The sequence below is a fragment of the Pseudomonas cucumis genome, assembly GCF_030687935.1.
In the GTDB taxonomy this organism is placed as follows: Bacteria; Pseudomonadota; Gammaproteobacteria; order Pseudomonadales; family Pseudomonadaceae; genus Aquipseudomonas; species Aquipseudomonas cucumis.
Genome location: NZ_CP117454.1, coordinates 953,745 through 975,420, shown reverse-complemented (window position 1 = coordinate 975,420; position 21,676 = coordinate 953,745). Strand labels below are relative to the sequence as shown.

The following is a 21,676-nucleotide window of genomic DNA, read 5'->3' as shown; positions in this document are numbered from 1 at the left end:
GGCATATAATTTGCTTATGTTTGGCGCTTCGGCGCCCTGTAGTGGATGGCGCATGTGCGCCGGCGAATAAGGTGTTAAGCCCCTGCCATGAAACCATCGCTAGTCTTGAGAATGGGCCAGCAGCTGACGATGACACCGCAGCTGCAACAGGCCATCCGCCTGCTCCAATTGTCGACCCTGGACCTGCAACAGGAAATCCAGGAGGCCCTGGAGTCCAATCCGATGCTCGAACGCCAGGAAGAAGGCGACGACTTCGATAACGCCGACCCTTTGGCCGATAGCGCCGAACAGAAACCCAACGCCGATGTTCAGGAACCCTCTTACCAGGAAACCGCCCCGACGGTGGATAACCTTGAGGAAGGCGACTGGAACGAGCGAATTCCCAATGAATTGCCCGTCGACACGGCTTGGGAGGACGTCTACCAGACCAGCGCCAGCAGCCTGCCGAGCAACGATGACGACGAGTGGGATTTCACCACCCGCACATCGGTCGGTGAAAGCCTGCAAAGCCATTTGCTTTGGCAACTGAACCTGGCACCGATGTCCGACACCGATCGCCTGATCGCCGTAACCCTGATCGATTGCATCAACAATCAGGGCTACCTGGACGAAACCCTCGAGGAGATCCTCGAAGCGTTCGACCCGGAACTGGACATCGAACTGGACGAAATCGAAGCCGTCCTGCACCGCATCCAGCAATTCGAACCCGCTGGCATCGGCGCTCGCAACCTCGGTGAATGCCTGCTGCTGCAACTGCACCAACTGTCCGCCAAGACCCCTTGGCTGGCCGAGGCCAAGCGTCTGGTCACCGATTACATCGACCTACTCGGCAGCCGCGACTATAGCCAACTGATGCGCCGCATGAAGCTCAAGGAAGATGAGCTGCGTCAGGTCATCGAATTGGTCCAGAGCCTCAATCCACGCCCGGGCTCACAGATCGAGTCCACCGAAGCCGAATACGTCGTTCCCGACGTGATCGTGCGCAAGGACAACGAGCGCTGGCTGGTGGAGCTGAACCAGGAGTCGGTGCCACGCCTGCGGGTCAACGCCCAGTACGCCGGTTTCGTGCGGCGTGCCGATACCAGCGCTGACAACACCTTCATGCGTAATCAGCTGCAGGAGGCTCGCTGGTTCATCAAGAGCCTGCAAAGCCGCAATGAAACCCTGATGAAAGTCGCCACCCAGATCGTCGAGCATCAGCGCGGCTTTCTTGAATACGGTGACGAAGCCATGAAGCCGTTGGTGCTGCATGACATCGCCGAAGCGGTGGGCATGCATGAATCGACGATTTCACGGGTGACCACGCAAAAATTCATGCATACCCCACGGGGCATCTATGAACTGAAATACTTTTTTTCCAGCCACGTCAGTACCTCCGAAGGCGGTGAATGCTCGTCCACAGCGATCCGCGCGATCATCAAAAAACTGGTTGCCGCGGAAAATCAGAAAAAGCCGTTGAGTGACAGCAAGATCGCTGGTTTACTGGAGGCACAAGGCATTCAGGTAGCCCGTCGCACCGTCGCCAAGTACCGCGAATCCCTGGGGATCGCGCCTTCCAGCGAACGGAAGCGGTTGATGTAGCCGTCGGGCTCGCCACAGCGTTCCAGTGGCAGGCATTTCTGCCTGCCGCTTTATGCACTGGCAACGAAGGAGAAGCTGTATGCAAGTCAACATCAGTGGACACCAACTGGAAGTGACCGAACCCCTGCGCACCTACATCGGCGAAAAACTCGACCGATTGGAGAGGCATTTCGACAAGATCACCAATGTGCAAGTCACGATGAATGTCGAAAAACTGCTGCAGAAGATCGAAGCCACGCTGCATATTCCCGGCGGAGAAGTGGTCGCCAATGCCGAGCATACGGACATGTATGCCGCCATCGACCTGCTGACCGACAAGCTGGATCGCCAACTTAAAAAGCATAAGGAAAAGACCCAGAGCCTCCTCCAGGGCGCGACCGGTCGTTAACACCCCCAATCCATGATCCGACTAGAAACCATCCTGACCCCCGGCCGTTCCCAAGTGAACGCGCCGGGTGGCAGTAAAAAGAAAGCCCTCGAGCAAATTGCCAACCTTATCCACCGCGAAGTACCGGATCTGGGAATGCAGGACGTCTTCGAGGCTCTGATTGCCCGTGAGAAACTCGGTTCTACCGGTTTCGGCAACGGCATCGCCATCCCCCACTGTCGGCTCAAAGGCTGCACCTCGCCAATCAGTGCGCTGCTGCACCTGGAAGCCCCTATCGATTTCGACGCCATCGACGGTGCCCCGGTTGACCTGCTGTTTGTGCTGCTGGTCCCGGAAGCCGCCACCGATGCGCACCTGGAGCTACTGCGCCAGATCGCCAGCATGCTCGATCGCAAGGAAGTGCGGGAAAAACTGCGCAGCGCCCCGAGCAACGAAGCCTTGTATCAGGTTGTCCTGGACGAGCAGAGCGGTCACTAATCATGCGCCTGATCATCGTCAGCGGCCGCTCCGGCTCAGGTAAAAGCACTGCCCTCGATGTGCTCGAGGACAACGGCTATTACTGCATCGACAACCTGCCTGCCGGCTTGCTGCCGGAACTGGCCGAGCGCGCGCTGATTCACACCGAACTGGCACAACCGCTGGTGGCCGTGTCCATTGATGCACGCAACCTGCCGAGTCACCTGTCCCGGTTTCCCGAATTGCTGGAAGAAGTCCGCAGCCGGCATATCCAGTGCGACGTGCTGTACCTGGACGCTGACGAAGAAACCTTGCTCAAACGCTTTTCGGAAACTCGCCGTCGTCACCCACTGAGCAGCGCCAACCGCTCATTGGCGGAGGCGATACAGGACGAAACCAATCTGCTGGGGCCTATCGCCGATCTGGCCGACCTCAAGGTCAATACCACCAATCTGAACCTGTATCAGCTGCGCGATACCATCAAGCTGCGCCTGCTGAATCAGCCGGAACCGGGCACTGCGTTCCTGGTGGAGTCTTTCGGGTTCAAGCGTGGCATGCCGGTGGATGCCGATCTGGTGTTTGACGTGCGCTGCCTGCCCAACCCTTACTGGAAGCCGGAGCTACGGGCACAGTCCGGGCTCGATCAACCGGTGGCCGAGTACCTGGCGGCACAGCCGGACGTCGAAGAGATGTTCCAGGACATTTCCTCCTACTTGCTCAAGTGGCTACCCCGCTTTGCTGCCAGCAATCGTGCCTATGTCACCATTGCCATCGGCTGCACCGGCGGGCATCACCGCTCTGTCTACCTGACCGAACGTCTGGGTCAGGTCCTGCAAAAAACCCTGAAGAACGTCCAGGTCCGCCACCGCGACCTCAGCTAAAGGATTCACATCGCGATGCCTGCTCTGGAAATCGAAATCATCAACAAGCTGGGCCTGCATGCCCGCGCGTCTGCAAAATTCGTTGGGGTCGCCGGTCAGTTCAAGGATTGCACGATCAGGGTAGGACGCACGCCAGAAACCGTGGTCGACGGCAAAAGCATCATGGCCATGATGATGCTGGCTGCTGGCAAAGGCACAAAAATCTTCCTGAGTACCGAAGGTGAACAGGAGCAGGAAGCGCTGGATGCATTGGTGAAGTTGATCAACAACTACTTCGACGAAGGCGAGTAATGCTCGCCTTGTAGCAGCTGGCGAAGCCTGCGTTCGGCTGTAGGGCAGTCGTAAATCCGGTATATCCAGTTTGCCTGAAAGACCGCGCTGACTGATTTTACGACTGCTTCGCAGCCGAACGCAGGCTTCGCCAGCTGCTACAAGTCTGCATTCTAGGCGAGCGCCGTATCCATCACCATCATCAGACAAAACCCGATCAGCAGCCCGAGGCTGGCCAGTTTGTCGTGACCATGACGGCGCGATTCGGGGATGACCTCGTGAGTCACCACCAGCAGCATCGCACCGGCCGCCAGTGCCAGCCCCAAAGGCAATAGCAGTTCAGCCAGGCTCACCAGCCAGGCGCACAACAAGGCAAACACCGGCTCGACCAACCCTGACGCAGCACCGACCAGGAACGCCTTGACCCGCGACATTCCTGCTCCGGCCAACACCAACGCAATCACCAGCCCTTCCGGCACATCCTGCAAGGCGATGCCCATGGCCAGGCTGTCGGCGTCAGGCATGCCACCGCCGGCCGAGACGCCAACCGCCATGCCTTCGGGGATGTTGTGGGCAATGATGGCAAATACAAACAACCAGATCCGCGGCGGAATCACCGATTGCTCCAATGTCCCCACGAGCATTTTGGGCGTAGTGCCAGACACCCTGCGATCCACCAGAAACAACCCGAATGCACCCAGCAGAATGCCGAAGCTGATCAGGCCGCTGGCCGCCCAAGGGGTCAGCCCGAGGTTTTCGGCCGCGGCAATGCCCGGCACGATCAGCGAAAACGCCGTCGCGGCGAGCATCACCCCGGCTCCGAAACCGAGCAATATGTCGCTGACTACCTGAGGCATCTGCCGAATCACCAGCACCGGCACCGCGCCCAAAGCCGTACCCAAGGCGCAAATCGCCCCGCCTTGCAGGGCGCGCTGCAGTTTCGGTTCGAGGTCCAGCCAGCTCAGCCCTTGAGCAGCCAATAACGTCATGCCCGCCAGCAGTAACAGCGATCCCAGTGCGTAACGAAACATTCGTCCACTTCCGACCGCCAGTGTTTCAGTACCCATAGTCAGCCCTGGATTGTTTTTATAGAAGATTCAAACCAGCGCAGCCTGATAACGCGCGGCGACTTCGGGCCAATTGATCACGTTGTAGAACGCATTGATGTATTCCGGACGGCGGTTCTGATAGCGCAGGTAATAAGCGTGTTCCCAAACGTCCAGGCCGAGAATCGGCGTATTGCCGTTCATCAATGGGCTGTCCTGGTTGCCGCTGCTTTCAACGATCAAGGTCTTTTGCGGCGTCACACTCAACCAGGCCCAACCGCTACCGAAACGGGTCAGCGCAGCTTTGGTGAAAGCCTCCTTGAAGTTGTCGAGACCACCCAATTGCTCATCGATAGCCTTGGCCAGTGCACCTTCAGGCTGACCACCACCGTTGGGCGCCATGACTTTCCAGAACAACGAATGGTTGGCATGCCCACCGCCCTGATTGATCACCGCCGCACGAAGTTTTTCCGGCAATTGCTGAGCAGCCGCCACCAGTTTTTCCACGGGCCATTCAGCAAATTCAGTGCCTTCGACCGCTGCGTTGAGGTTGTTGATGTAGGTCTGGTGGTGTTTGGTGTAGTGGATTTCCATGGTCTGTGCATCGATGTGCGGTTCCAGGGCGTCGTAGGCGTACGGCAAGGCAGGCAGGGTAAAAGCCATTTCAATGAACTCCATGTTGTAAGGGCGCAGGCTGATGCGAGGGCGAAGCGATGTCGGTGAGCAACAAACGGTGGGTGCGCGGATACTCGCCATGATCGCTGATGAAATTCAGCAGCTCGACATAGGTTTTGCTGCTCTGGCGTAGCGCGGCTTCACGCAAAGCCGGCGCCAGTCGCGGGTCCTGCATGGTCTGCAACAGCCGTTGATGGATCGCGCAAAGGTACTCGGCGCTCTCCTCTGGCTGGTTCAGACGCAAGTGCAGGTCCGCCAGGTTATGGTGGGAAATCACGCAAGCCGCCACCGCTTCGTCGGCATCCGCCCAGCGCTCGAACAACACTTGGGCCAGGGCCAATGCCTGCAAGTAGGCCTCGCGGGCATCGATCAGCTCGCCCAGCATGAAACAGCGATTTGCTCTTTCGATCGTGCGTTTCCAATGCTCCATGGTGAGCCTCCAAAGCGGTAGCAGTGATTACACACCGCCTGCGGTGAGCTTCTCTGGGTTGAGCAATTCTTCCAGTTGGTTGCGCGTCAGGTCAGTGTGTTCCAGGGCGACATCGATTACCGGCCGGCCCTGCTGATAAGCCTTCTTGGCAATCTCAGCGGCTTTTTGGTAACCAATGATCGGGTTGAGTGCAGTGACCAGAATCGGATTGCGCGACAGCGCTTCCTTGAGCCGGGCCTCGTTGACCTTGAAGCTGGCGATAACCTTGTCGCCCAGCAAGCGGCTGACGTTGGCCAGCAACTCGATACTGCTCAGCAGGTTCTGGGCGATGATCGGCAGCATGACGTTCAACTCGAAATTGCCCGACTGGCCGGCGACGGTGATCACCGTGTCGTTGCCGATCACCTGAGCAGCGACCATCGCGGTAGCTTCCGGGATCACCGGGTTAACCTTGCCGGGCATGATCGACGAGCCGGGCTGCAAGGCTTCGAGTTCGATTTCACCGAGCCCGGCCAACGGGCCGGAATTCATCCAGCGCAGGTCGTTGGCGATTTTCATCAAGGAAACCGCCGTGGCCTTGAGCTGCCCTGAAACGCTGACCGCCGTGTCCTGCGAGCCGATCAGCGCAAACAGGTCCTTGCCCGGCGTGAACTGCACCTGGGTCAGTTGGCTGAGCTGTTGGCTGAAACGCGCTGCAAACTGCGGATGGGCATTGATCCCGGTCCCCACCGCCGTGCCGCCCTGGGCCAGGGACTGCAGGCTTGGCAGCAGATCCTGCAGGTGACCGATATTGGCCTTGAGCTGTTGCGCCCAACCATTGAGCACCTGACTCATGCGCACGGGCATGGCGTCCATCAAATGGGTACGCCCGGTTTTGACGAACGGATGAACCTGCTCGGCCTTGTGTTCGATCACCTGCACCAGATGCACCAGCGCCGGCAGCAACTGCTCATGCAAGCTCAGTGCGGCGCTGACATGGATGGTGGTCGGGATGATGTCGTTGCTGCTCTGACCGCAATTGACGTGATCGTTGGGATTGACCGGCTCGCCCAACAAGCGGCTGGCCAAGGTAGCGATCACTTCGTTGGCGTTCATGTTGGAGCTGGTGCCGGAACCGGTCTGGAAGATATCCACCGGGAAGTGCTGCATGAAGTCGCCTTCGAGCAGGCCTTGAGCCGCGTCGACGATCGCCTTGCCCTGGGATTCGCTGATCTGTTTGAGCTCGACGTTGGCTCGGGCGGCAGCAGCCTTGGCCAGAATCAGCGCCCGGATGAACTGCACGGGCATCGGTTTGCCGCTGATCGGGAAGTTATCCACCGCGCGCTGGGTCTGTGCGCCATACAAAGCATCAATCGGGACCTGTAATTCGCCCATGCTGTCGCGTTCGATACGTGTGTTATTCATCAGGAGATCCTTGCACCAGTTCTATGAGAGGAATGGAGGGTTGCAACTCGCAGGTCGCCAGTTGCCAGGCGTAGCTTTGCCAGCGTTTGAGGCGGCAACCGCAGAGTGATTGCCGTTCGAGATCGCGCAACGGCCGCCAGGCTTGGTCGAGACACAGGCTGCGCCAGTGCCAGGGCAGCGCGACGTCGGCGGCAGTGTCGAGCAATAAACGGAAGGAAGTTTCGGCGATGGTCCAGGGAGAGGTGGCCGTGCAACACGCCAGATACCGGCCCTCGGCCAGGTAATGTTCAATCAGGCGCGGCTCGTCAGGGTCCATGGCGCAACGGATCTGGCGACTCATCCAGCGCCAGCTTTCGAGGTAAGGCTGCTCGTGCAAGGCAGAACTCATGATCCGGGCTCATTCGGTAATGAGATTTATTATTAGATGATAATGAGAACCAAAACAAGCACAGCAAAGCACCGGGTACTTTGTGGGTGCGGGCTTGCCCGCGATGACGATTGAAGATTCAACATCGATGTCGACTGAAATGACGCTATCGCGGGCAAGCCCGCTCCCACAGGATCGATGTTGCGGCCAATAAAAAAGGCGCGCCATCCGATAGATGGCGCGCCTTTTTGTGCAGCGACCGGGGTTAGCTACCCGCCACCGTCATCCGCTCGATCAACACCGACCCGGTGCGAATGTTGCTGCGCAACTCCAGGTCATTACCGACCGCAATGATCTGCTTGAACATGTCGCGCATGTTGCCGGCGATGGTCACTTCCTGGACCGCGAACTGGATTTCGCCGTTCTCGACCCAGAAACCCGCCGCGCCACGGGAGTAATCGCCAGTGACCATGTTCAGGCCCTGCCCCATCAGTTCGGTGACCAGCAGGCCACGGCCCATGCGACGCAGCAAGGCTGCCTGATCTTCGTCGCCATGGGTGACGAACAAGTTGTGCACGCCGCCGGCGTTGGCGGTGCTCGGCATGCCTAGCTTGCGACCGGAGTAAGTGCCGAGTATGTAGGACACCAACTCGCCCTTCTCCACGAACGGCTTGGCGTAGGTCGCCAGGCCATCGCCGTCGAAGGCCGAACTGCCCAGGGCGCGCATCAGGTGCGGACGTTCATCGAGGGTCAACCATTCCGGGAACAACTTTTGCCCCAGCGTGCCTTCGAGGAACGATGATTTGCGATACAGATTGCCGCCGGAAATCGCCGACAGGAAACTGCCGAACAAGCCACCGGCCAGTTCCGCGGAAAACAGTACCGGCACTTCGCAGGTCGGTACGGGACGCGCACCCAGACGGCTCGCCGCCCGTTGCGCGGCACGCTGGCCGATGCTCTGCGCAGAGGCCAGCAAATTGCCCTGACGGTTCACGTCATACCAGTAATCGCGCTGCATCTGGCCATCGGCTTCGGCGATCATCACGCAGCTGAGGCTGTGACGAGTCGACGCGTAACCACCGATAAAACCGTGGCTGTTACCGTAAACTCGGCAGCCCTGATGAGTATTGAGTGTGGTGCCGTCGGCATTCGTGATCCGGCTATCGGTGGCAAACGCCGCCGCTTCACAGGCCAAAGCCTGCTCGATGGCTTGCTCCGGGGTAATGTCCCATTGATGGAACAGGTCGAAATCCTGCAGATCCTTGGCCATCAACGCGGCATCCGCCAGGCCCGAGGCTTCGTCTTCGGAGGTGTGCTTGGCAATGGCCAGCGCGGCGGCGACGGTTTCGCGAATCGCTTCCGAACCGCTGGCCGAGGTACTGGCCGAGCCTTTGCGCTGCCCCACATACAAGGTGATGCCAAAGCCCTGATCGCGATTGAACTCAACGGTTTCGACTTCCCGCTGACGCACCGTGGTCGACAGGCCCTGCTCCAGCGACACGGCCACTTCACAGGCACTGGCGCCCTGGCGCTTGGCTTCAGCGATGATCTGCTCGACTTGTTCTTGCAGTGCCGGCAACGCTTGTGGGCCGACGCTTTCAACTGCACTCATGCTGTTCTCCACTCAAATTCTGCTTTCGGCTGGGGCCTTCGAGCGACCGGGCCGGACAAGCGGCCCCCGACTGGTTATCATGGCGGCGTTTCTTTGCGGACGGCCACCATGGTTGATTCTTACGACGACTCCCTCGATACGGGAGAAAAAAGCAAATCCCAGGTTAAACGTGAGCTGCATGCTCTGGTTGACCTTGGCGAGCGCCTTACAACACTCAAGCCTGACTTGCTGGCAAAACTGCCGTTGACCGACGCTATGCGCCGGGCCCTGGCCGATGCGCCCAAGCACACCGCGAATATCGCGCGTAAACGGCACCTTATGTTCATCGGCAAACTGATGCGCGATCAGGACACTGACGCCATTCTGACTCTGCTCGATCAACTGGATGCCTCCACTCGGCAGTACAACGAACGTTTCCATGGCCTGGAACGCTGGCGCGATCGCTTGATCGCGGGCGACGATGCAGTCCTGGAGAAGTTCGTGCTCGACTACCCGGAAGCTGATCGTCAGCAATTGCGCTCCCTGATCCGTCAGGCCCAGCACGAACTGGCGACCAACAAGCCACCGGCTTCGAGCCGTAAAATCTTCAAGTACATCCGTGAGCTGGACGAGACTCAACGCGGTCTGCGTTAAGTCCCGAATCGGGTGAGCCACCTGGCGGCTCACCCGAAGCTCCATTTCTTACGCGCCCGTGCCACCCACGGTAATCGCATCGATTTTCAGCGTTGGCTGGCCGACACCCACCGGCACCGACTGCCCATCCTTGCCACACGTTCCCACACCGCTGTCCAGCGCCAGATCGTTACCGACCATCGACACCTTGCTCATGGCTTCCGGCCCGTTGCCGATCAACGTCGCGCCTTTGACCGGGGCAGTAATCTTGCCGTCTTCGATCAGGTACGCCTCGCTGGTGGAGAACACGAACTTGCCGCTGGTGATGTCCACCTGACCGCCGCCGAGGTTGGCGCAGTAGATGCCTTTTTTCACCGAGGCGATGATTTCCGCCGGGTCGCTTTCGCCACCGAGCATGTAAGTGTTGGTCATGCGCGGCATCGGCAGGTGCGCGTAGGACTCGCGACGACCGTTGCCGGTGCGGGCCACGCCCATCAGGCGCGCGTTGAGCTTGTCCTGCATATAACCTTTGAGCACGCCGTTTTCGATCAGCGTGGTGCACTCGGTCGGGGTGCCTTCGTCGTCGACGCTCAGCGAACCACGACGCCCGGCGAGGGTGCCGTCATCGACGATGGTGCAGAGCTTCGAGGCAACCATCTCGCCCATGCGCCCGCTGTAGGCCGAACTGCCCTTGCGGTTGAAATCGCCTTCCAGGCCATGGCCGACGGCTTCGTGCAGCAACACGCCGGACCAACCCGAACCCAACACCACCGGCAACGTACCGGCCGGGGCCGGAATGGCTTCCAGATTCACCAGCGCCTGACGCAACGCTTCGCGGGCATAGCCCATGGCGCGGTCGTCGCTGAGGAAATAGCGGTAATCGGTACGACCGCCACCGCCATGACCGCCGCGTTCACGACGGCCATTCTGCTCGACGATCACACTGACGTTGAAACGCACCAGCGGTCGCACATCCGCCGCCAGCCCGCCGTCGGTGGAAGCAATCAAAATCCGTTCCCAGACCCCGGCCATGCTCACGGTGACTTGCTGGATACGCGGGTCGAGGGCACGGGTCGCCACGTCGATACGCTTGAGCAGCTCGACTTTCTCGGCACGGGTCATCACTTCCAAGGGGTTGTCCGGCCCATATAACTGGGCGACATCCTGGGTGGTGAACGCCTGCACGGTGCCGTTCTGCCCGGCCCGGGAAATCGAACGGGCCGCACGGGCCGCCGCGCCCAGCGCTTCGAGGGTGATCGCATTGCTGTAGGCGAAACCGGTTTTTTCGCCCGATTGCGCACGCACGCCGACACCTTGGTCGAGGTTGAAGCTGCCTTCCTTGACGATCCCGTCTTCCAGTGCCCAGGATTCGGAAATCTGCCCCTGGAAATACAGGTCGGCGGCATCGATGCCCGGGCCAGCCAGATCGCCGAGCACACCTTGCAGGCTCTCGATCGTTACGCCGCCGGGCGCCAGGAGGTGTTCACTGACGGAGGACAACAACTCGCTCATATGCTTTACGCCTTAAATTCATCGTTCTGATGCAGGTCGCTGGGCGCCCTGCGAGAAAAAGCGCCGGTGAGTGGACACCGGCATCCGCGCCCTGATGGACGCCTGTTCGCTGCTGTCGCGTTGGGCCAGCAGCACGGCCTCGCCTTGATCCTGTTGTGCCAGCACACGCCCCCATGGGTCGACGATGGCGGCATGACCAAAGGTTTCTCGTGGCCCCGGATGCGTCCCACCCTGGGCGGCCGCAAGCATGTAACACTGAGTCTCGATGGCCCGCGCGCGAATCAGCACGTCCCAATGAGCCGCACCGGTCACCGCGGTGAAGGCTGACGGAGCGGTAATCAACTCCGCGCCAGCAGCACGCAATTCACTGTACAGCTCCGGGAAACGCAGGTCGTAACACACCGTCAGCCCGACCCGACCGACCGGAGTATCGGCAATGACCACACCACTGCCATAAGCATAGTCATCGGATTCGCGATAACGCCCGCGATTATCCGCCACGTCTACGTCGAACAGGTGCAGCTTGTCATACCGTGCAACGGTTTCGCCCTGGTCATCGAACAGCAACGAGCAGGCATGCACTTTCGCCGTCGGTTGATCCACCGGCGGCAACGGCAATGTGCCGGCCACTATCCATAACTTGAGGTCGCGGGCGGTCTGTTTCAACCACGGCAGGATCGGGCCTTCGCCCAAAGCTTCGGCGCGGCCGATGTCGGCAATGTCGCGACGGCCCATGGCGGCGAAGTTTTCCGGCAACACGGCAAGCCGCGCGCCACCGGTCGCCGCCTGCTCAAGCAGACGACGGGCCTGGGCCAGATTGGCCAGCACGTCGCTCTGGCTGACCATTTGAATCACCGCTACAGACATGGCCTATTCCTTATGTGAAATCTACGCATACCTGTAGGAGCTGCGGAGTGAAACGAGGCTGCGATTCTTTTGCCCCTGGTAATTAAAGTCAAAAGATCGCAGCCTGCGGCAGCTCCTACAGGGGCAAGCGGCGTCGCATGAAAACATGCTACTCCATAGGCCCAAAGAGTGCTTTTTCAAAAGAATTCAAAAAGGCTTGTCGAAGGTGATTTTCGGTTCTTTCCATGGCCCTTTGACGGTGTATTTGACGCTGGCAAAGCGCGCCACGCGGTCACCGATCAGCTTATCAATCAGGAACAGCGCCCCGCCGACGGCCGGTGCACCGACGATCAGCGCGGCAATCGGCAGATTGTTGGTCACCGGTAAAGTCACCAACAACTTGGCATCGACCTGATCAGCCACCAGGTCCAGCGTGCCGTTAAGCTCCACATTGCTCGACGGACCGGTCAGCAGAATGGGTTCACGGGTCACGTAGACCCCGTTACTGGCGACCAGCAAGCCTTTGACCCGGTCATAGCTCAAGCCTTTGCCGAACAGGTCGGAAAAGTCCAGGCGCAAGCGGCGGCCGATGGAGTTGAAGTTGAGCAGGCCAAATACCCGCAGCGCCTGCGCGCCGCCCTCGACTTCAACGAACTGACCTTTATTGAGAGAGGCATCAAGGCTGCCGGAGAAGCGCTTGGTCGCCAGCCACGCCGGTGAACCAGGCCAGCGACCGTCGACATCCATATGAAATTCCTGGCTGGTAACGCTCGGCGCAAAACCCCAGCCCTTGAGCACGTCGGCAAGGTTCCTGCCACTGACTCGGCCCTTGTACCAACTGCTGGAATTACCCGGTGTGCCTTCCCAGCCACCGCTGCCCCGCAAGAGAATGCCCTTGAGGCCCAGATCAAGGGCATTGAAGGCGATACCCTTGGCGGTCGGTCGAACTTTCAGGTGCCAGGCACCCACCAGATCCGGCCCCTGGAACAGCTGATTGATGGTGACATCCAGCGCCGGGATCTTCGTCGGGTCCACCGTGGCCAGCGGATCCGGCGAATTCTCGTCAGCCAGCGCCGTAGGGTCTCGTGCCGGCAAACGTACGTATTGCAGATTGACCGCAATCGGTGCGGCTTTCGCATCGGGAATTGCGACGCTGCCCTTGGCCTGCTGACTATCGAGTTGCAAGGCCCACGCGGCCGGTTTGCGTGCCAACTGCACCGATGCCTGATCCAGGGTAGTGCCAAAACCGCTGAGCTTGCCAATCTTCAAGTCCGCGCCACTGAGCAACTGCTTGGCACTGCCGCCTGGATCCTGGCCAGCATATTTGGTCACCAGATCCTGCCAGGGGGCGACATCCAGCTCGGACAGTACCCCACGCACACGCAAACCTTTGGCGCCAGGCAACACCGCACTGCCGCCACCGAGAAACAACTCGCCGCGACCGTCGGCGAAATTGCCGGTCGGTGCCGCAAACGTGAAATTTGCCAGTTCACCATAGGTGGCCCAGTAACGCCGCTCGGGCCCTTGCAGGGTCATACGGAATACGGTAACGCGCCCGACATCGGTCGCCATGCCGAACGGTGCCGGCAAATCCACCGCCACACCTTTGAGATTGGAGCTGACCATCAATTGACTGTCGGCACCATCAAGGTTCAGTTGCAACTGATAAGGGATCGTCCCCGTCACCGGCAATGGCTGAGTGACATTCAGCCATTCAGTGAGTTTTTTAACCTCGACCTCACTCGTCGCCTTAACCCGAGTGTTGAGTTTGCCTGGGCTGCCTTCAGCGAATATTTGTGCGGTCACCGGCTTGTCGAACACGCGCGCCGTGATTTTTTGCCCGCTCAGTCCCTTGGTGCTGTCGAAACGGAAATCGCCCTTGAGTTGCGTCAGTTCCAGGGTGGGCTCACTGAGCTTCAAACGGGCCTTGGCGGTCTTGAAGTCGACGAGGATTTTTGGCTGCTCGCCTTTTACCAGCGGAATATCGAGTTTGAGTTTGCCTTGCAGGTCGCCCTCGCCTTCCCACCCGGCGAAGGTGTCGGCGGTGCCGATCGGTGCTTCCTGCAGAATTTTCAGGCCATCGCCCAATCCGCCAGCGAACGCGCCGTCGAGGAACAGATGAGGGCTCTGCCCGGCAGGCGCATGGGGAATATTGACGTAGACGTCACTGACCTGGGTGTCGAGCAATTGGCCCTTGCTCGCGAGAATCCGCACACCGCTGTCTTCGATGAACACATCGCCGCTGACCTTGCTGACATGCGGCCAGCCCGGCTGAAACGCCAGCTCGGCATCGTGAACCTTGAAAAACAGGCTGATGCTGCGAGCCGTTTCGGCGGCGCCGTGGTTCAGCGAACCCTGGTACTGGAAGAAGCCTTCATCCACCGCGCCTTTGACAATCGCGGTGCGCAGCCATTCGTCCAGCCCCGGGCTGAGAACCGTCGGCAGGTACTTGGCGGTGTAGCGACCGTCGCCGTCGACCAGACCGACCCGCAGGTCCATGTAGTCTTCCTGGGTGTGATCGAAATGCAGGCGGATCAGGAAGTCGCCGGCAATTTTGCCCTCTTCGCCCAGTACCTTCAGGTACGGTGCGATCAGGGTGAAACCTTCTTTGTCGAGTTTCCAGGTCAACCGGGCGTTGGCCTGAATGTACTGCCATGGCTTGGCGAAAATCGGGTCCAGGTGCAGGGAGAAATCCTTGCTGTCCATGCGCAGCTCGCCCTGCCCGAGGTCGCCACTGATGCTGCCGCTGACATTTCGCACCGCTGGTGCACCGCGATAGGCGTCGAAGCCGACCTTTTCCAGATTGGCGGCAAAGCTGAATTTACTGTCATCGGTAGCGGCTGGGCGGAAGTCGATCAGCACGTTGCGTAAAACCCCGGTGACCTTGAGTCGCTCGACCGCCGTGGCGATCCCTTCGGGCAGTGGGCCCAGTGCGTTCAGCAGTGGAGTGAGCGGTGTGAGATCGAGACGGTCGGCTTGCAGATGCAAGAGCTCTGGCACCGTATCGGTCGCGGCAGTTTGTTGAAATTGCAGTTTCGATTCCCAGCGGCTGTCCCCCAGGCTCATGGCCAGAGAGTCCAGGGTCACCAGGACGCCTGTGGAACTGCGCTGGAAATACCCGTTCAGCGCCAGATTATTGATCTGGATCGGCTTGCGCTCGGCATAGGCGCCCTTGAGTTGCGGCGCGTTCAAACGAATCGCGGCGCGTTGCACGGTGCCCTTGCTCCAGTTAATCCAGAACTCGCCACCGGCCTTGATCTCGGAGAAATTCCACTGCTGGGTCAGGCGCTCGGGCAACCATTTCGACCAATCGCTTTGCGGCAGGCTCAGGTAGGCCTCAGCCTCACCGTCCTTCCACTGACTGGCGTGGATACGGGTGCGCAGGCTCATCGCAACCGGCTGGCCATCGGGCAGGGTCAAACGGGCATCGAGCCGCTGACGGGATGGACCGGTTTTCAGATTCAGGCCGACATACGTCAGGGTCAGCGGTGACTCCCCCAACGGCTGCAAGGTGATCTGGCTGTCGAGCACCGACAGTTGCTGGACCATCTGCATGCGATTGAGCAGTTGCTCCGGGTTCATCGGCTGGTCCTGCTGCACCGGCAAACCCTCTAGCGCCCAATGACCGTCCTCGCCTTCCTTGAGGCTGATCTTCAGGCCGTTGAGTTCCAGGTGTGCGATGCGCACTTCGCGCGCCAGCAGGCTGCCCCAGAGGTCCGGCACCGCGCGCACCTGATCCAGGCGCAGGGCATTGGAGCCCGCGCCGACCATCACGTCATGGGCCAAAAGAACCGGGGCGAAACCGCTCCAGTTGCCTTCAAGCTTGCCGATCTGCAGGGGCATGCCCAAGGCATCGCTGGCTTTGTCTTCGACGTCGGCACGGTACTCGGCCACCAGCGGCGTCAGCTCCCGGCCGAGGCTGACGAACAGCGCCATCAGCACCAAAACCAACGCACACAGGCCCAGCCCCCAGCGGGTCAGTGCGGCCAAAATGCGTGTCAGACGGTCCATGTCAGTTGGCTCCCATGGCAAAAATACTGCAAAAAGCTGAGGCCAGCCGTTCTAGTGGGGTTGAAACACAACGATTCAGAGCAGCACCACGTCGTATTGTTCCTGGGAATACATGGTTTCCACCTGGAACCGAATCGTGCGTCCGATAAAGCCTTCGAGCTCGGCGACATTGCCCGACTCTTCGTCGAGCAAACGGTCGACCACTTTCTGATTCGCCAGCACCCTATAGCCTTCGGCCTGATAGGCCCGGGCCTCACGCAGGATTTCGCGAAAGATCTCGTAGCACACGGTTTCCGGGGTTTTGAGTTTGCCGCGCCCCTGGCAACTGCTGCACGGTTCGCACAGCACTTGCTCAAGACTTTCACGGGTGCGCTTGCGGGTCATCTGCACCAGGCCCAACTCGGTAATACCGATGATGTTGGTCTTGGCGTGATCGCGCTCCAGTTGCTTCTCGAGCGTGCGTAGCACCTGACGCTGATGCTCTTCATCTTCCATGTCGATGAAGTCGATGATGATGATCCCGCCCAGGTTACGCAGACGCAACTGACGGGCAATGGCGGTGGCGGCTTCGAGGTTGGTCTTGAAGATGGTTTCTTCGAGGTTGCGATGACCGACAAAGGCACCTGTATTGACGTCGATGGTGCTCATGGCTTCCGCCGGATCGACCACCAGATAGCCGCCGGACTTGAGCGGCACCTTGCGTTCCAGGGCTTTCTGGATTTCGTCTTCGACGCCATACAGGTCGAAGATGGGCCGCTCGCCAGGGTAATGCTCCAGGCGGTCGGCGATTTCTGGCATCAGCTCGGCGACGAACTGCGTGGTTTTCTGGAAGGTTTCCCGGGAGTCGATGCGGATCTTCTCGATCTTCGGGCTCACCAGGTCACGCAAGGTGCGCAACGCCAGGCCAAGGTCTTCGTAAATAACACTCGGCGCGCTGATGGTCTTGATCTGTTCGTTGATCTGGTCCCAGAGCCTGCGCAGGTAGCGGATGTCCATGAGGATTTCATCGGCCCCGGCCCCTTCGGCCGCGGTACGCAGAATAAAACCGCCGGCTTCCTTGATGCCTTCTTTGGCCACGCAGTCGGTGACCACTTGCTTGAGGCGTTCACGCTCGGCTTCGTCCTCGATCTTCAGGGAAATGCCGACGTGGGCGGTGCGCGGCATGTACACCAGATAGCGCGACGGAATCGACAGTTGCGTGGTCAGGCGTGCGCCTTTGGAGCCGATCGGGTCCTTGGTGACTTGTACCACCAGGCTCTGACCCTCATGAACCAGCGCGCTGATGCTCTCCACCGCCGGGCCTTCACGCAGGGAAATTTCCGAGGCATGAATGAACGCGGCGCGGTCCAGTCCGATATCGACGAAGGCAGCCTGCATGCCCGGCAATACCCGCACGACCTTGCCTTTATAGATGTTGCCGACGATCCCGCGCTTTTGCGTGCGCTCGACGTGGACCTCTTGCAGGACACCGTTTTCGACCACTGCCACGCGCGATTCCATCGGCGTGATGTTGATCAGGATCTCTTCACTCATGGCAGGGTCTCGTTCAGGCATGTTCACGATAATGGTCGCATCTTGTCAGTACGACGCTCAGCGCGCGTTAAGGGTTTGCCAACAGGGTATGCCGAAATGGCCGAGTAACTCGAAGGTTTCGCACAGCGGCAATCCGACCACCGCCGAATAGCTGCCATTGAGCCCGGCGACGAACACCGCGCCCAACCCTTGAATCCCGTAACCGCCGGCCTTGTCCCGGGGTTCGCCGCTGGCCCAGTAGGCCGCCGCTTCGTCGCGGTCGATGTGGCGAAAACGCACCAGGCTGCGCACCACCAAAGACTCGCAGCGCTCGCCATCGCGCACCGCAATCGCGGTCAGCACTTCATGTTCACATCCGGACAGCAGCATAAGCATGGCGCATGCGTCGGCTTCGTCCACCGGCTTGCCGAGAATTTTCCCGTCCAGCACCACGGCGGTGTCGGCACCCAGCACGCAGAAATCCGCGTCGGACACGACGGTCCTGTGCCCGGCTTCGGCTTTGCCGCGCGCCAGACGCTCGACATAGGCCGATGGGGATTCTTCAGGTAAAGGGGTTTCATCGATGTCCGCGCTGATGACGGAGAACGACACGCCGATCTGCGTGAGCAGTTCACGCCGACGCGGCGAGCCTGAGGCGAGGTACAGCTGCTTCATCAAGACATCTCCCTGCTTGGCGCCCTGTCTCACAAATACTGTTCCTTTTTGGCGAGACAGGGCACCGGTGCGGGCACATGCCTGACCGAATTAATTGATTTTGTAGCGTCGACGCAAACCGCGCAAACCGTAGCTGATCCATGGCCAGAGCAACGCGCTGACCAGTGCCGGCAACACCAGCGCCAAGGTCGGCTGACGATTGCCGGTCAGGGCGCTCAGCCATAACTGAACCAGTTGGGCGAGGCCGAAGATCACCAGGATCACCAGGCTCTGCTGCCACATCGGGAACATGCGCAGGCGCTGTTGCAGCGACAACACCAGAAACGTAATGAGCGTGAGGATCAACGCGTTCTGGCCCAGCAGCGTGCCGTACAGCACGTCTTCGGCCAACCCCAGGCACCAGGCGGTTACCATGCCGACTTTATGCGGCAGGGCCAACGCCCAGAAGGCCAACAGCAAGGCCAGCCACAGAGGACGCAGGATCTCCATGAACTGCGGCAACGGCGAAACGCTGAGCAGCAGGCCGATGGCGAAGGTCAGCCAGACCATCCAGTCGTTTCGGGATGAAGTAGTACCGCCCATTATTCTCTCCCCCCAGTGGTAGCCGGCGCAGAGACAGGCGGTTTGGCAGCCGGTTTCACGGCAGCGGGTTGGGCCGCCGGTGGTTTGGCGGCGGCGGGAGCCGACGCGGGTGGCTTGCTGGCAGCATGGGCAGCGGCAGGTTTTGCCGGGGTTGCGGCAGCAGGCGCAACCGCCGGGGCCGCCGGAGCAGCAACGGCGGTCGGTATCACCGACGCGGCCGGTTTAGGCACAGTCGCCGGAATGATCGGCCCACCGCCGTGCTGGTCCAGCGCTTCCTGAGCCTGGGCGGCGTCGTTGGCACGCTCCTCAGGTGTGCGTCCGTCACTGAATACCAACAACAGATAACGGCTGCGGTTCAACGCAGCGGTCGGCACCGCACGGACGATGGCAAATGGCTGACCGGAATCGTGAATCACTTCCTTGACCGTCGCCACCGGGTAACCCGCCGGGAAACGCTGACCGAGACCGGAGCTGACCAGCAAATCGCCTTCTTTAATGTCGGCGGTATCGGCCACATGACGCAGCTCAAGGCGTTCCGGGTTGCCGGTGCCGCTGGCAATCGCCCGCAGACCGTTACGGTTCACCTGCACCGGAATGCTGTGGGTGGTGTCAGTCAGCAACAGTACGCGGGAGGTGTACGGCATCAACTCCACCACCTGACCCATCAGGCCGCGGGCATCGAGCACCGGCTGACCGAGGACCACACCGTCGCGCTCACCTTTATTGATGATGATGCGATGGGTAAAGGGGTTGGGGTCCATGCCAATCAACTCGGCCACTTCGACCTTTTCGTTGACCAGCGCGGAAGAGTTGAGCAACTCGCGCAGCCGAACGTTCTGCTCGGTGAGGGCGGCCAGCTTTTGCATGCGCCCCTGCAACAGCAGGTTTTCGGTTTTGAGTTTTTCGTTTTCGGCGACCAGTTCGGTCCGGCTGCCGAATTGGCTGGCCACACCTTGCCATAGCCGCTGCGGCAGATCGGTGATCCAGTAAGACTGCATCAGCACCAGCGACATTTGGCTACGCACTGGCTTGAGCAGTGTGAAGCGGGCATCGACCACCATCAGCGCGACCGATAGCACGGCCAGCACCAACAAGCGCACGCCCAGTGAGGGGCCTTTGGTGAAAAGCGGTTTAATAAGCCGCTCCTCCCAGGCAAATGTTCTCTTTATTCATACGGCATCAAACCGGCCTGGATGCAGACTGACAGAAGATAAACGCAACAGGCAGCACTGCAAAGTGCTGCCTGCGCGCTCAACAGCATAGAGGCGATCCGGCGACTTATTCGCTGGAAAGCAGATCCATGGTGTGTTTATCCATCATTTCCAATGCACGGCCACCGCCGCGAGCAACGCAGGTCAGCGGGTCTTCGGCGACGATCACCGGCAGACCGGTTTCCTGGGCCAGCAACTTGTCGAGGTCGCGCAGCAGAGCGCCACCACCGGTCAGTACCAGGCCACGTTCGGCGATATCCGACGCCAGCTCCGGAGGCGATTGCTCCAGCGCACTTTTCACAGCCTGAACGATGGTGGCCAGGGACTCTTGCAGAGCTTCCAGCACTTCATTGGAGTTCAGGGTGAATGCGCGTGGAACGCCTTCGGCCAGGTTACGGCCACGAACGTCGACTTCACGAACTTCGCCGCCCGGGTAGGCCGTACCGATTTCCTGTTTGATGCGCTCGGCGGTGGATTCGCCGATCAGGCTGCCGTAGTTGCGACGCACGTAGGTGATGATCGCTTCGTCGAAGCGATCGCCGCCAACCCGTACGGATTCGGCGTAAACCACACCGTTCAGGGAGATCAGTGCGATTTCAGTGGTACCGCCACCGATATCGACAACCATCGAACCGCGAGCTTCTTCAACCGGCAGGCCAGCACCGATTGCAGCAGCCATCGGCTCTTCGATCAGGAATACTTCGCGGGCACCGGCACCGAGGGCCGATTCACGGATGGCACGACGCTCAACCTGGGTGGATTTGCATGGAACGCAGATCAGCACACGAGGGCTAGGCTGCAGAAAGCTGTTTTCGTGAACCTTGTTGATAAAGTACTGCAGCATTTTTTCGCAGACGCTGAAGTCGGCGATCACACCGTCCTTCATCGGACGAATGGCAGCAATATTGCCCGGCGTACGGCCGAGCATACGCTTGGCCTCGGTGCCGACAGCAACGACACTTTTCTGGTTACCGTGTGTCCGAATAGCCACAACGGAGGGCTCATTCAGGACGATACCGCGCTCGCGCACGTAAATAAGGGTGTTGGCAGTGCCCAGGTCAATGGAAAGATCGCTGGAAAACATGCCACGCAGTTTCTTGAACATGGGAAAGGGACCCTAGGCAACGCGTGGGTAAAAAAGTGCGGCAAACTCTAACAACGACAGGGATTTTGGGCAAGGCGCCAATATGTTAAATTGGCCGCTTTTCTGTGCACCAAGCCCCACAATCGCGGCCTTGAGACCGTAGAAATGCGGTAGTGTTCCGACAATCTAACACACGGACGCCGTCCGTTCTGTTTTCCACTGGAGAATCCCATGGCGCTTGAACGCTCCGACGTGGAAAAAATCGCTCATTTGGCCTGCCTTGGCCTCAATGATGCCGATCTTCCACACATCACTTCGGCCCTGAACAGCATTCTCGGGCTGGTCGACGAAATGCAAGCGGTCAATACCGACGGTATCGAGCCGCTGGCCCACCCATTGGAAGCGAGCCAGCGCCTGCGTGCAGACGTCGTGACCGAAACCAATCATCGCGAGGCCTATCAGTCCATCGCACCAGCGGTCGAAAACGGCCTGTATCTGGTTCCGAAAGTCATCGACTAAAG

Annotated in this window: 21 protein-coding genes; 7 read left to right on the top strand and 14 right to left on the bottom strand. The window is 59.8% G+C overall.

What is annotated here, in order from left to right:
• Positions 1-87: 87 nt before the first annotated feature.
• From PSH97_RS04165 to PSH97_RS04145, 5 genes are all read left to right on the top strand, one after another.
• Positions 88-1,581 carry an RNA polymerase factor sigma-54 gene (locus PSH97_RS04165; RefSeq protein ID WP_305448217.1) on the top strand — a complete coding sequence of 498 codons (1,494 nt, stop codon included), beginning with the start codon at positions 88-90 and terminating at the stop codon, positions 1,579-1,581.
• A gap of 79 nt (positions 1,582-1,660) precedes the next feature.
• Positions 1,661-1,969, top strand: coding sequence for a ribosome hibernation-promoting factor, HPF/YfiA family (hpf, locus tag PSH97_RS04160; protein ID WP_003178005.1), 309 nt, complete (start codon positions 1,661-1,663; stop codon positions 1,967-1,969).
• Positions 1,970-1,981: 12 nt separating this feature from the next.
• Positions 1,982-2,446 (top strand): PTS IIA-like nitrogen regulatory protein PtsN, encoded by a 465-nt coding sequence (gene ptsN, locus PSH97_RS04155; protein WP_305448216.1) that lies wholly within the window; start codon positions 1,982-1,984, stop codon positions 2,444-2,446.
• A gap of 2 nt (positions 2,447-2,448) precedes the next feature.
• Entirely contained in the window at positions 2,449-3,306 is an 858-nt protein-coding gene (rapZ, locus tag PSH97_RS04150) for an RNase adapter RapZ (protein ID WP_123498993.1), read from the top strand.
• Between the two features lie 15 nt (positions 3,307-3,321).
• Positions 3,322-3,597, top strand: a complete 276-nt coding sequence (locus tag PSH97_RS04145) for an HPr family phosphocarrier protein (RefSeq protein WP_305448215.1) — start codon at positions 3,322-3,324, stop codon at positions 3,595-3,597.
• 152 nt (positions 3,598-3,749) lie between these two features.
• Here PSH97_RS04145 and PSH97_RS04140 read toward each other — a convergent pair whose 3' ends face one another.
• The 6 genes from PSH97_RS04140 to pmbA all read right to left on the bottom strand — a co-directional run bounded on the left by PSH97_RS04140 (position 3,750) and on the right by pmbA (position 9,110).
• Positions 3,750-4,643: a ZIP family metal transporter gene (locus PSH97_RS04140; RefSeq protein ID WP_305448214.1), complete on the bottom strand. Its 894-nt coding sequence runs from the start codon at positions 4,641-4,643 to the stop codon at positions 3,750-3,752.
• 30 nt (positions 4,644-4,673) lie between these two features.
• Complete coding sequence (locus PSH97_RS04135) at positions 4,674-5,285, bottom strand: superoxide dismutase (RefSeq protein ID WP_305448213.1); 612 nt, start codon at positions 5,283-5,285, stop codon at positions 4,674-4,676.
• 1 nt (position 5,286) lies between these two features.
• Complete coding sequence (locus PSH97_RS04130; RefSeq protein WP_305448212.1) at positions 5,287-5,727, bottom strand: hypothetical protein; 441 nt, start codon at positions 5,725-5,727, stop codon at positions 5,287-5,289.
• A 27-nt stretch (positions 5,728-5,754) separates the two neighbouring features.
• Entirely contained in the window at positions 5,755-7,131 is a 1,377-nt protein-coding gene (locus PSH97_RS04125; protein WP_305448211.1) for a class II fumarate hydratase, read from the bottom strand.
• Complete coding sequence (locus PSH97_RS04120; RefSeq protein WP_030128017.1) at positions 7,124-7,519, bottom strand: hypothetical protein; 396 nt, start codon at positions 7,517-7,519, stop codon at positions 7,124-7,126. Before PSH97_RS04120 ends, PSH97_RS04125 begins: the two co-directional genes overlap by 8 nt.
• A 244-nt stretch (positions 7,520-7,763) precedes the next feature.
• Positions 7,764-9,110 (bottom strand): metalloprotease PmbA, encoded by a 1,347-nt coding sequence (gene pmbA, locus PSH97_RS04115; RefSeq protein WP_305448210.1) that lies wholly within the window; start codon positions 9,108-9,110, stop codon positions 7,764-7,766.
• 108 nt (positions 9,111-9,218) lie between these two features.
• Between pmbA and yjgA the strand changes: the two genes are divergently transcribed.
• Positions 9,219-9,743 carry a ribosome biogenesis factor YjgA gene (gene yjgA, locus PSH97_RS04110; protein WP_007901505.1) on the top strand — a complete coding sequence of 175 codons (525 nt, stop codon included), beginning with the start codon at positions 9,219-9,221 and terminating at the stop codon, positions 9,741-9,743.
• Between the two features lie 48 nt (positions 9,744-9,791).
• On the opposite strand, the gene tldD is transcribed toward yjgA, so the two are convergent.
• The 8 genes from tldD to mreB form a co-directional block, all read right to left on the bottom strand.
• Positions 9,792-11,234, bottom strand: coding sequence for a metalloprotease TldD (tldD, locus tag PSH97_RS04105; protein ID WP_123355886.1), 1,443 nt, complete (start codon positions 11,232-11,234; stop codon positions 9,792-9,794).
• An 18-nt stretch (positions 11,235-11,252) separates the two neighbouring features.
• On the bottom strand, positions 11,253-12,101 hold the full coding sequence (locus PSH97_RS04100; RefSeq protein WP_305448209.1) for a carbon-nitrogen hydrolase family protein: 849 nt from the start codon (positions 12,099-12,101) through the stop codon (positions 11,253-11,255).
• Positions 12,102-12,287: 186 nt separating this feature from the next.
• The gene (locus PSH97_RS04095) at positions 12,288-16,091 is read right to left on the bottom strand and encodes a YhdP family protein (RefSeq protein WP_305448208.1); all 3,804 of its coding nucleotides are present in this window, start codon (positions 16,089-16,091) and stop codon (positions 12,288-12,290) included.
• 75 nt (positions 16,092-16,166) lie between these two features.
• Entirely contained in the window at positions 16,167-17,624 is a 1,458-nt protein-coding gene (gene rng, locus PSH97_RS04090) for a ribonuclease G (protein ID WP_008008603.1), read from the bottom strand.
• Positions 17,625-17,681: 57 nt separating this feature from the next.
• The gene (locus PSH97_RS04085) at positions 17,682-18,278 is read right to left on the bottom strand and encodes a Maf family protein (RefSeq protein ID WP_305448207.1); all 597 of its coding nucleotides are present in this window, start codon (positions 18,276-18,278) and stop codon (positions 17,682-17,684) included.
• A 90-nt stretch (positions 18,279-18,368) separates the two neighbouring features.
• Positions 18,369-18,860 carry a rod shape-determining protein MreD gene (gene mreD / locus PSH97_RS04080; RefSeq protein WP_305448206.1) on the bottom strand — a complete coding sequence of 164 codons (492 nt, stop codon included), beginning with the start codon at positions 18,858-18,860 and terminating at the stop codon, positions 18,369-18,371.
• The gene (gene mreC, locus PSH97_RS04075; RefSeq protein WP_407682181.1) at positions 18,860-19,948 is read right to left on the bottom strand and encodes a rod shape-determining protein MreC; all 1,089 of its coding nucleotides are present in this window, start codon (positions 19,946-19,948) and stop codon (positions 18,860-18,862) included. Before mreC ends, mreD begins: the two co-directional genes overlap by 1 nt.
• A 190-nt stretch (positions 19,949-20,138) precedes the next feature.
• Positions 20,139-21,176, bottom strand: coding sequence for a rod shape-determining protein MreB (gene mreB / locus PSH97_RS04070; protein WP_002555108.1), 1,038 nt, complete (start codon positions 21,174-21,176; stop codon positions 20,139-20,141).
• Positions 21,177-21,386: 210 nt separating this feature from the next.
• Between mreB and gatC the strand changes: the two genes are divergently transcribed.
• A complete protein-coding gene (gene gatC / locus PSH97_RS04065; RefSeq protein ID WP_007901429.1) occupies positions 21,387-21,674 on the top strand; it encodes an Asp-tRNA(Asn)/Glu-tRNA(Gln) amidotransferase subunit GatC in 288 nt (95 codons plus the stop codon).
• Positions 21,675-21,676: the final 2 nt, after the last annotated feature.

Bases quoted from the DNA above. Each gene is read 5' to 3' on its own strand.
- PSH97_RS04165 (WP_305448217.1), top strand. From the start codon at position 88: ATGAAACCATCGCTAGTCTTGAGAATGGGCCAGCAGCTGACGATGACA.
- hpf (WP_003178005.1), top strand. From the start codon at position 1,661: ATGCAAGTCAACATCAGTGGACACCAACTGGAAGTGACCGAACCCCTG.
- ptsN (WP_305448216.1), top strand. From the start codon at position 1,982: ATGATCCGACTAGAAACCATCCTGACCCCCGGCCGTTCCCAAGTGAAC.
- rapZ (WP_123498993.1), top strand. From the start codon at position 2,449: ATGCGCCTGATCATCGTCAGCGGCCGCTCCGGCTCAGGTAAAAGCACT.
- PSH97_RS04145 (WP_305448215.1), top strand. From the start codon at position 3,322: ATGCCTGCTCTGGAAATCGAAATCATCAACAAGCTGGGCCTGCATGCC.
- PSH97_RS04140 (WP_305448214.1), bottom strand. From the start codon at position 4,643: ATGGGTACTGAAACACTGGCGGTCGGAAGTGGACGAATGTTTCGTTAC.
- PSH97_RS04135 (WP_305448213.1), bottom strand. From the start codon at position 5,285: ATGGCTTTTACCCTGCCTGCCTTGCCGTACGCCTACGACGCCCTGGAA.
- PSH97_RS04130 (WP_305448212.1), bottom strand. From the start codon at position 5,727: ATGGAGCATTGGAAACGCACGATCGAAAGAGCAAATCGCTGTTTCATG.
- PSH97_RS04125 (WP_305448211.1), bottom strand. From the start codon at position 7,131: ATGAATAACACACGTATCGAACGCGACAGCATGGGCGAATTACAGGTC.
- PSH97_RS04120 (WP_030128017.1), bottom strand. From the start codon at position 7,519: ATGAGTTCTGCCTTGCACGAGCAGCCTTACCTCGAAAGCTGGCGCTGG.
- pmbA (WP_305448210.1), bottom strand. From the start codon at position 9,110: ATGAGTGCAGTTGAAAGCGTCGGCCCACAAGCGTTGCCGGCACTGCAA.
- yjgA (WP_007901505.1), top strand. From the start codon at position 9,219: ATGGTTGATTCTTACGACGACTCCCTCGATACGGGAGAAAAAAGCAAA.
- tldD (WP_123355886.1), bottom strand. From the start codon at position 11,234: ATGAGCGAGTTGTTGTCCTCCGTCAGTGAACACCTCCTGGCGCCCGGC.
- PSH97_RS04100 (WP_305448209.1), bottom strand. From the start codon at position 12,101: ATGTCTGTAGCGGTGATTCAAATGGTCAGCCAGAGCGACGTGCTGGCC.
- PSH97_RS04095 (WP_305448208.1), bottom strand. From the start codon at position 16,091: ATGGACCGTCTGACACGCATTTTGGCCGCACTGACCCGCTGGGGGCTG.
- rng (WP_008008603.1), bottom strand. From the start codon at position 17,624: ATGAGTGAAGAGATCCTGATCAACATCACGCCGATGGAATCGCGCGTG.
- PSH97_RS04085 (WP_305448207.1), bottom strand. From the start codon at position 18,278: ATGAAGCAGCTGTACCTCGCCTCAGGCTCGCCGCGTCGGCGTGAACTG.
- mreD (WP_305448206.1), bottom strand. From the start codon at position 18,860: ATGGGCGGTACTACTTCATCCCGAAACGACTGGATGGTCTGGCTGACC.
- mreB (WP_002555108.1), bottom strand. From the start codon at position 21,176: ATGTTCAAGAAACTGCGTGGCATGTTTTCCAGCGATCTTTCCATTGAC.
- gatC (WP_007901429.1), top strand. From the start codon at position 21,387: ATGGCGCTTGAACGCTCCGACGTGGAAAAAATCGCTCATTTGGCCTGC.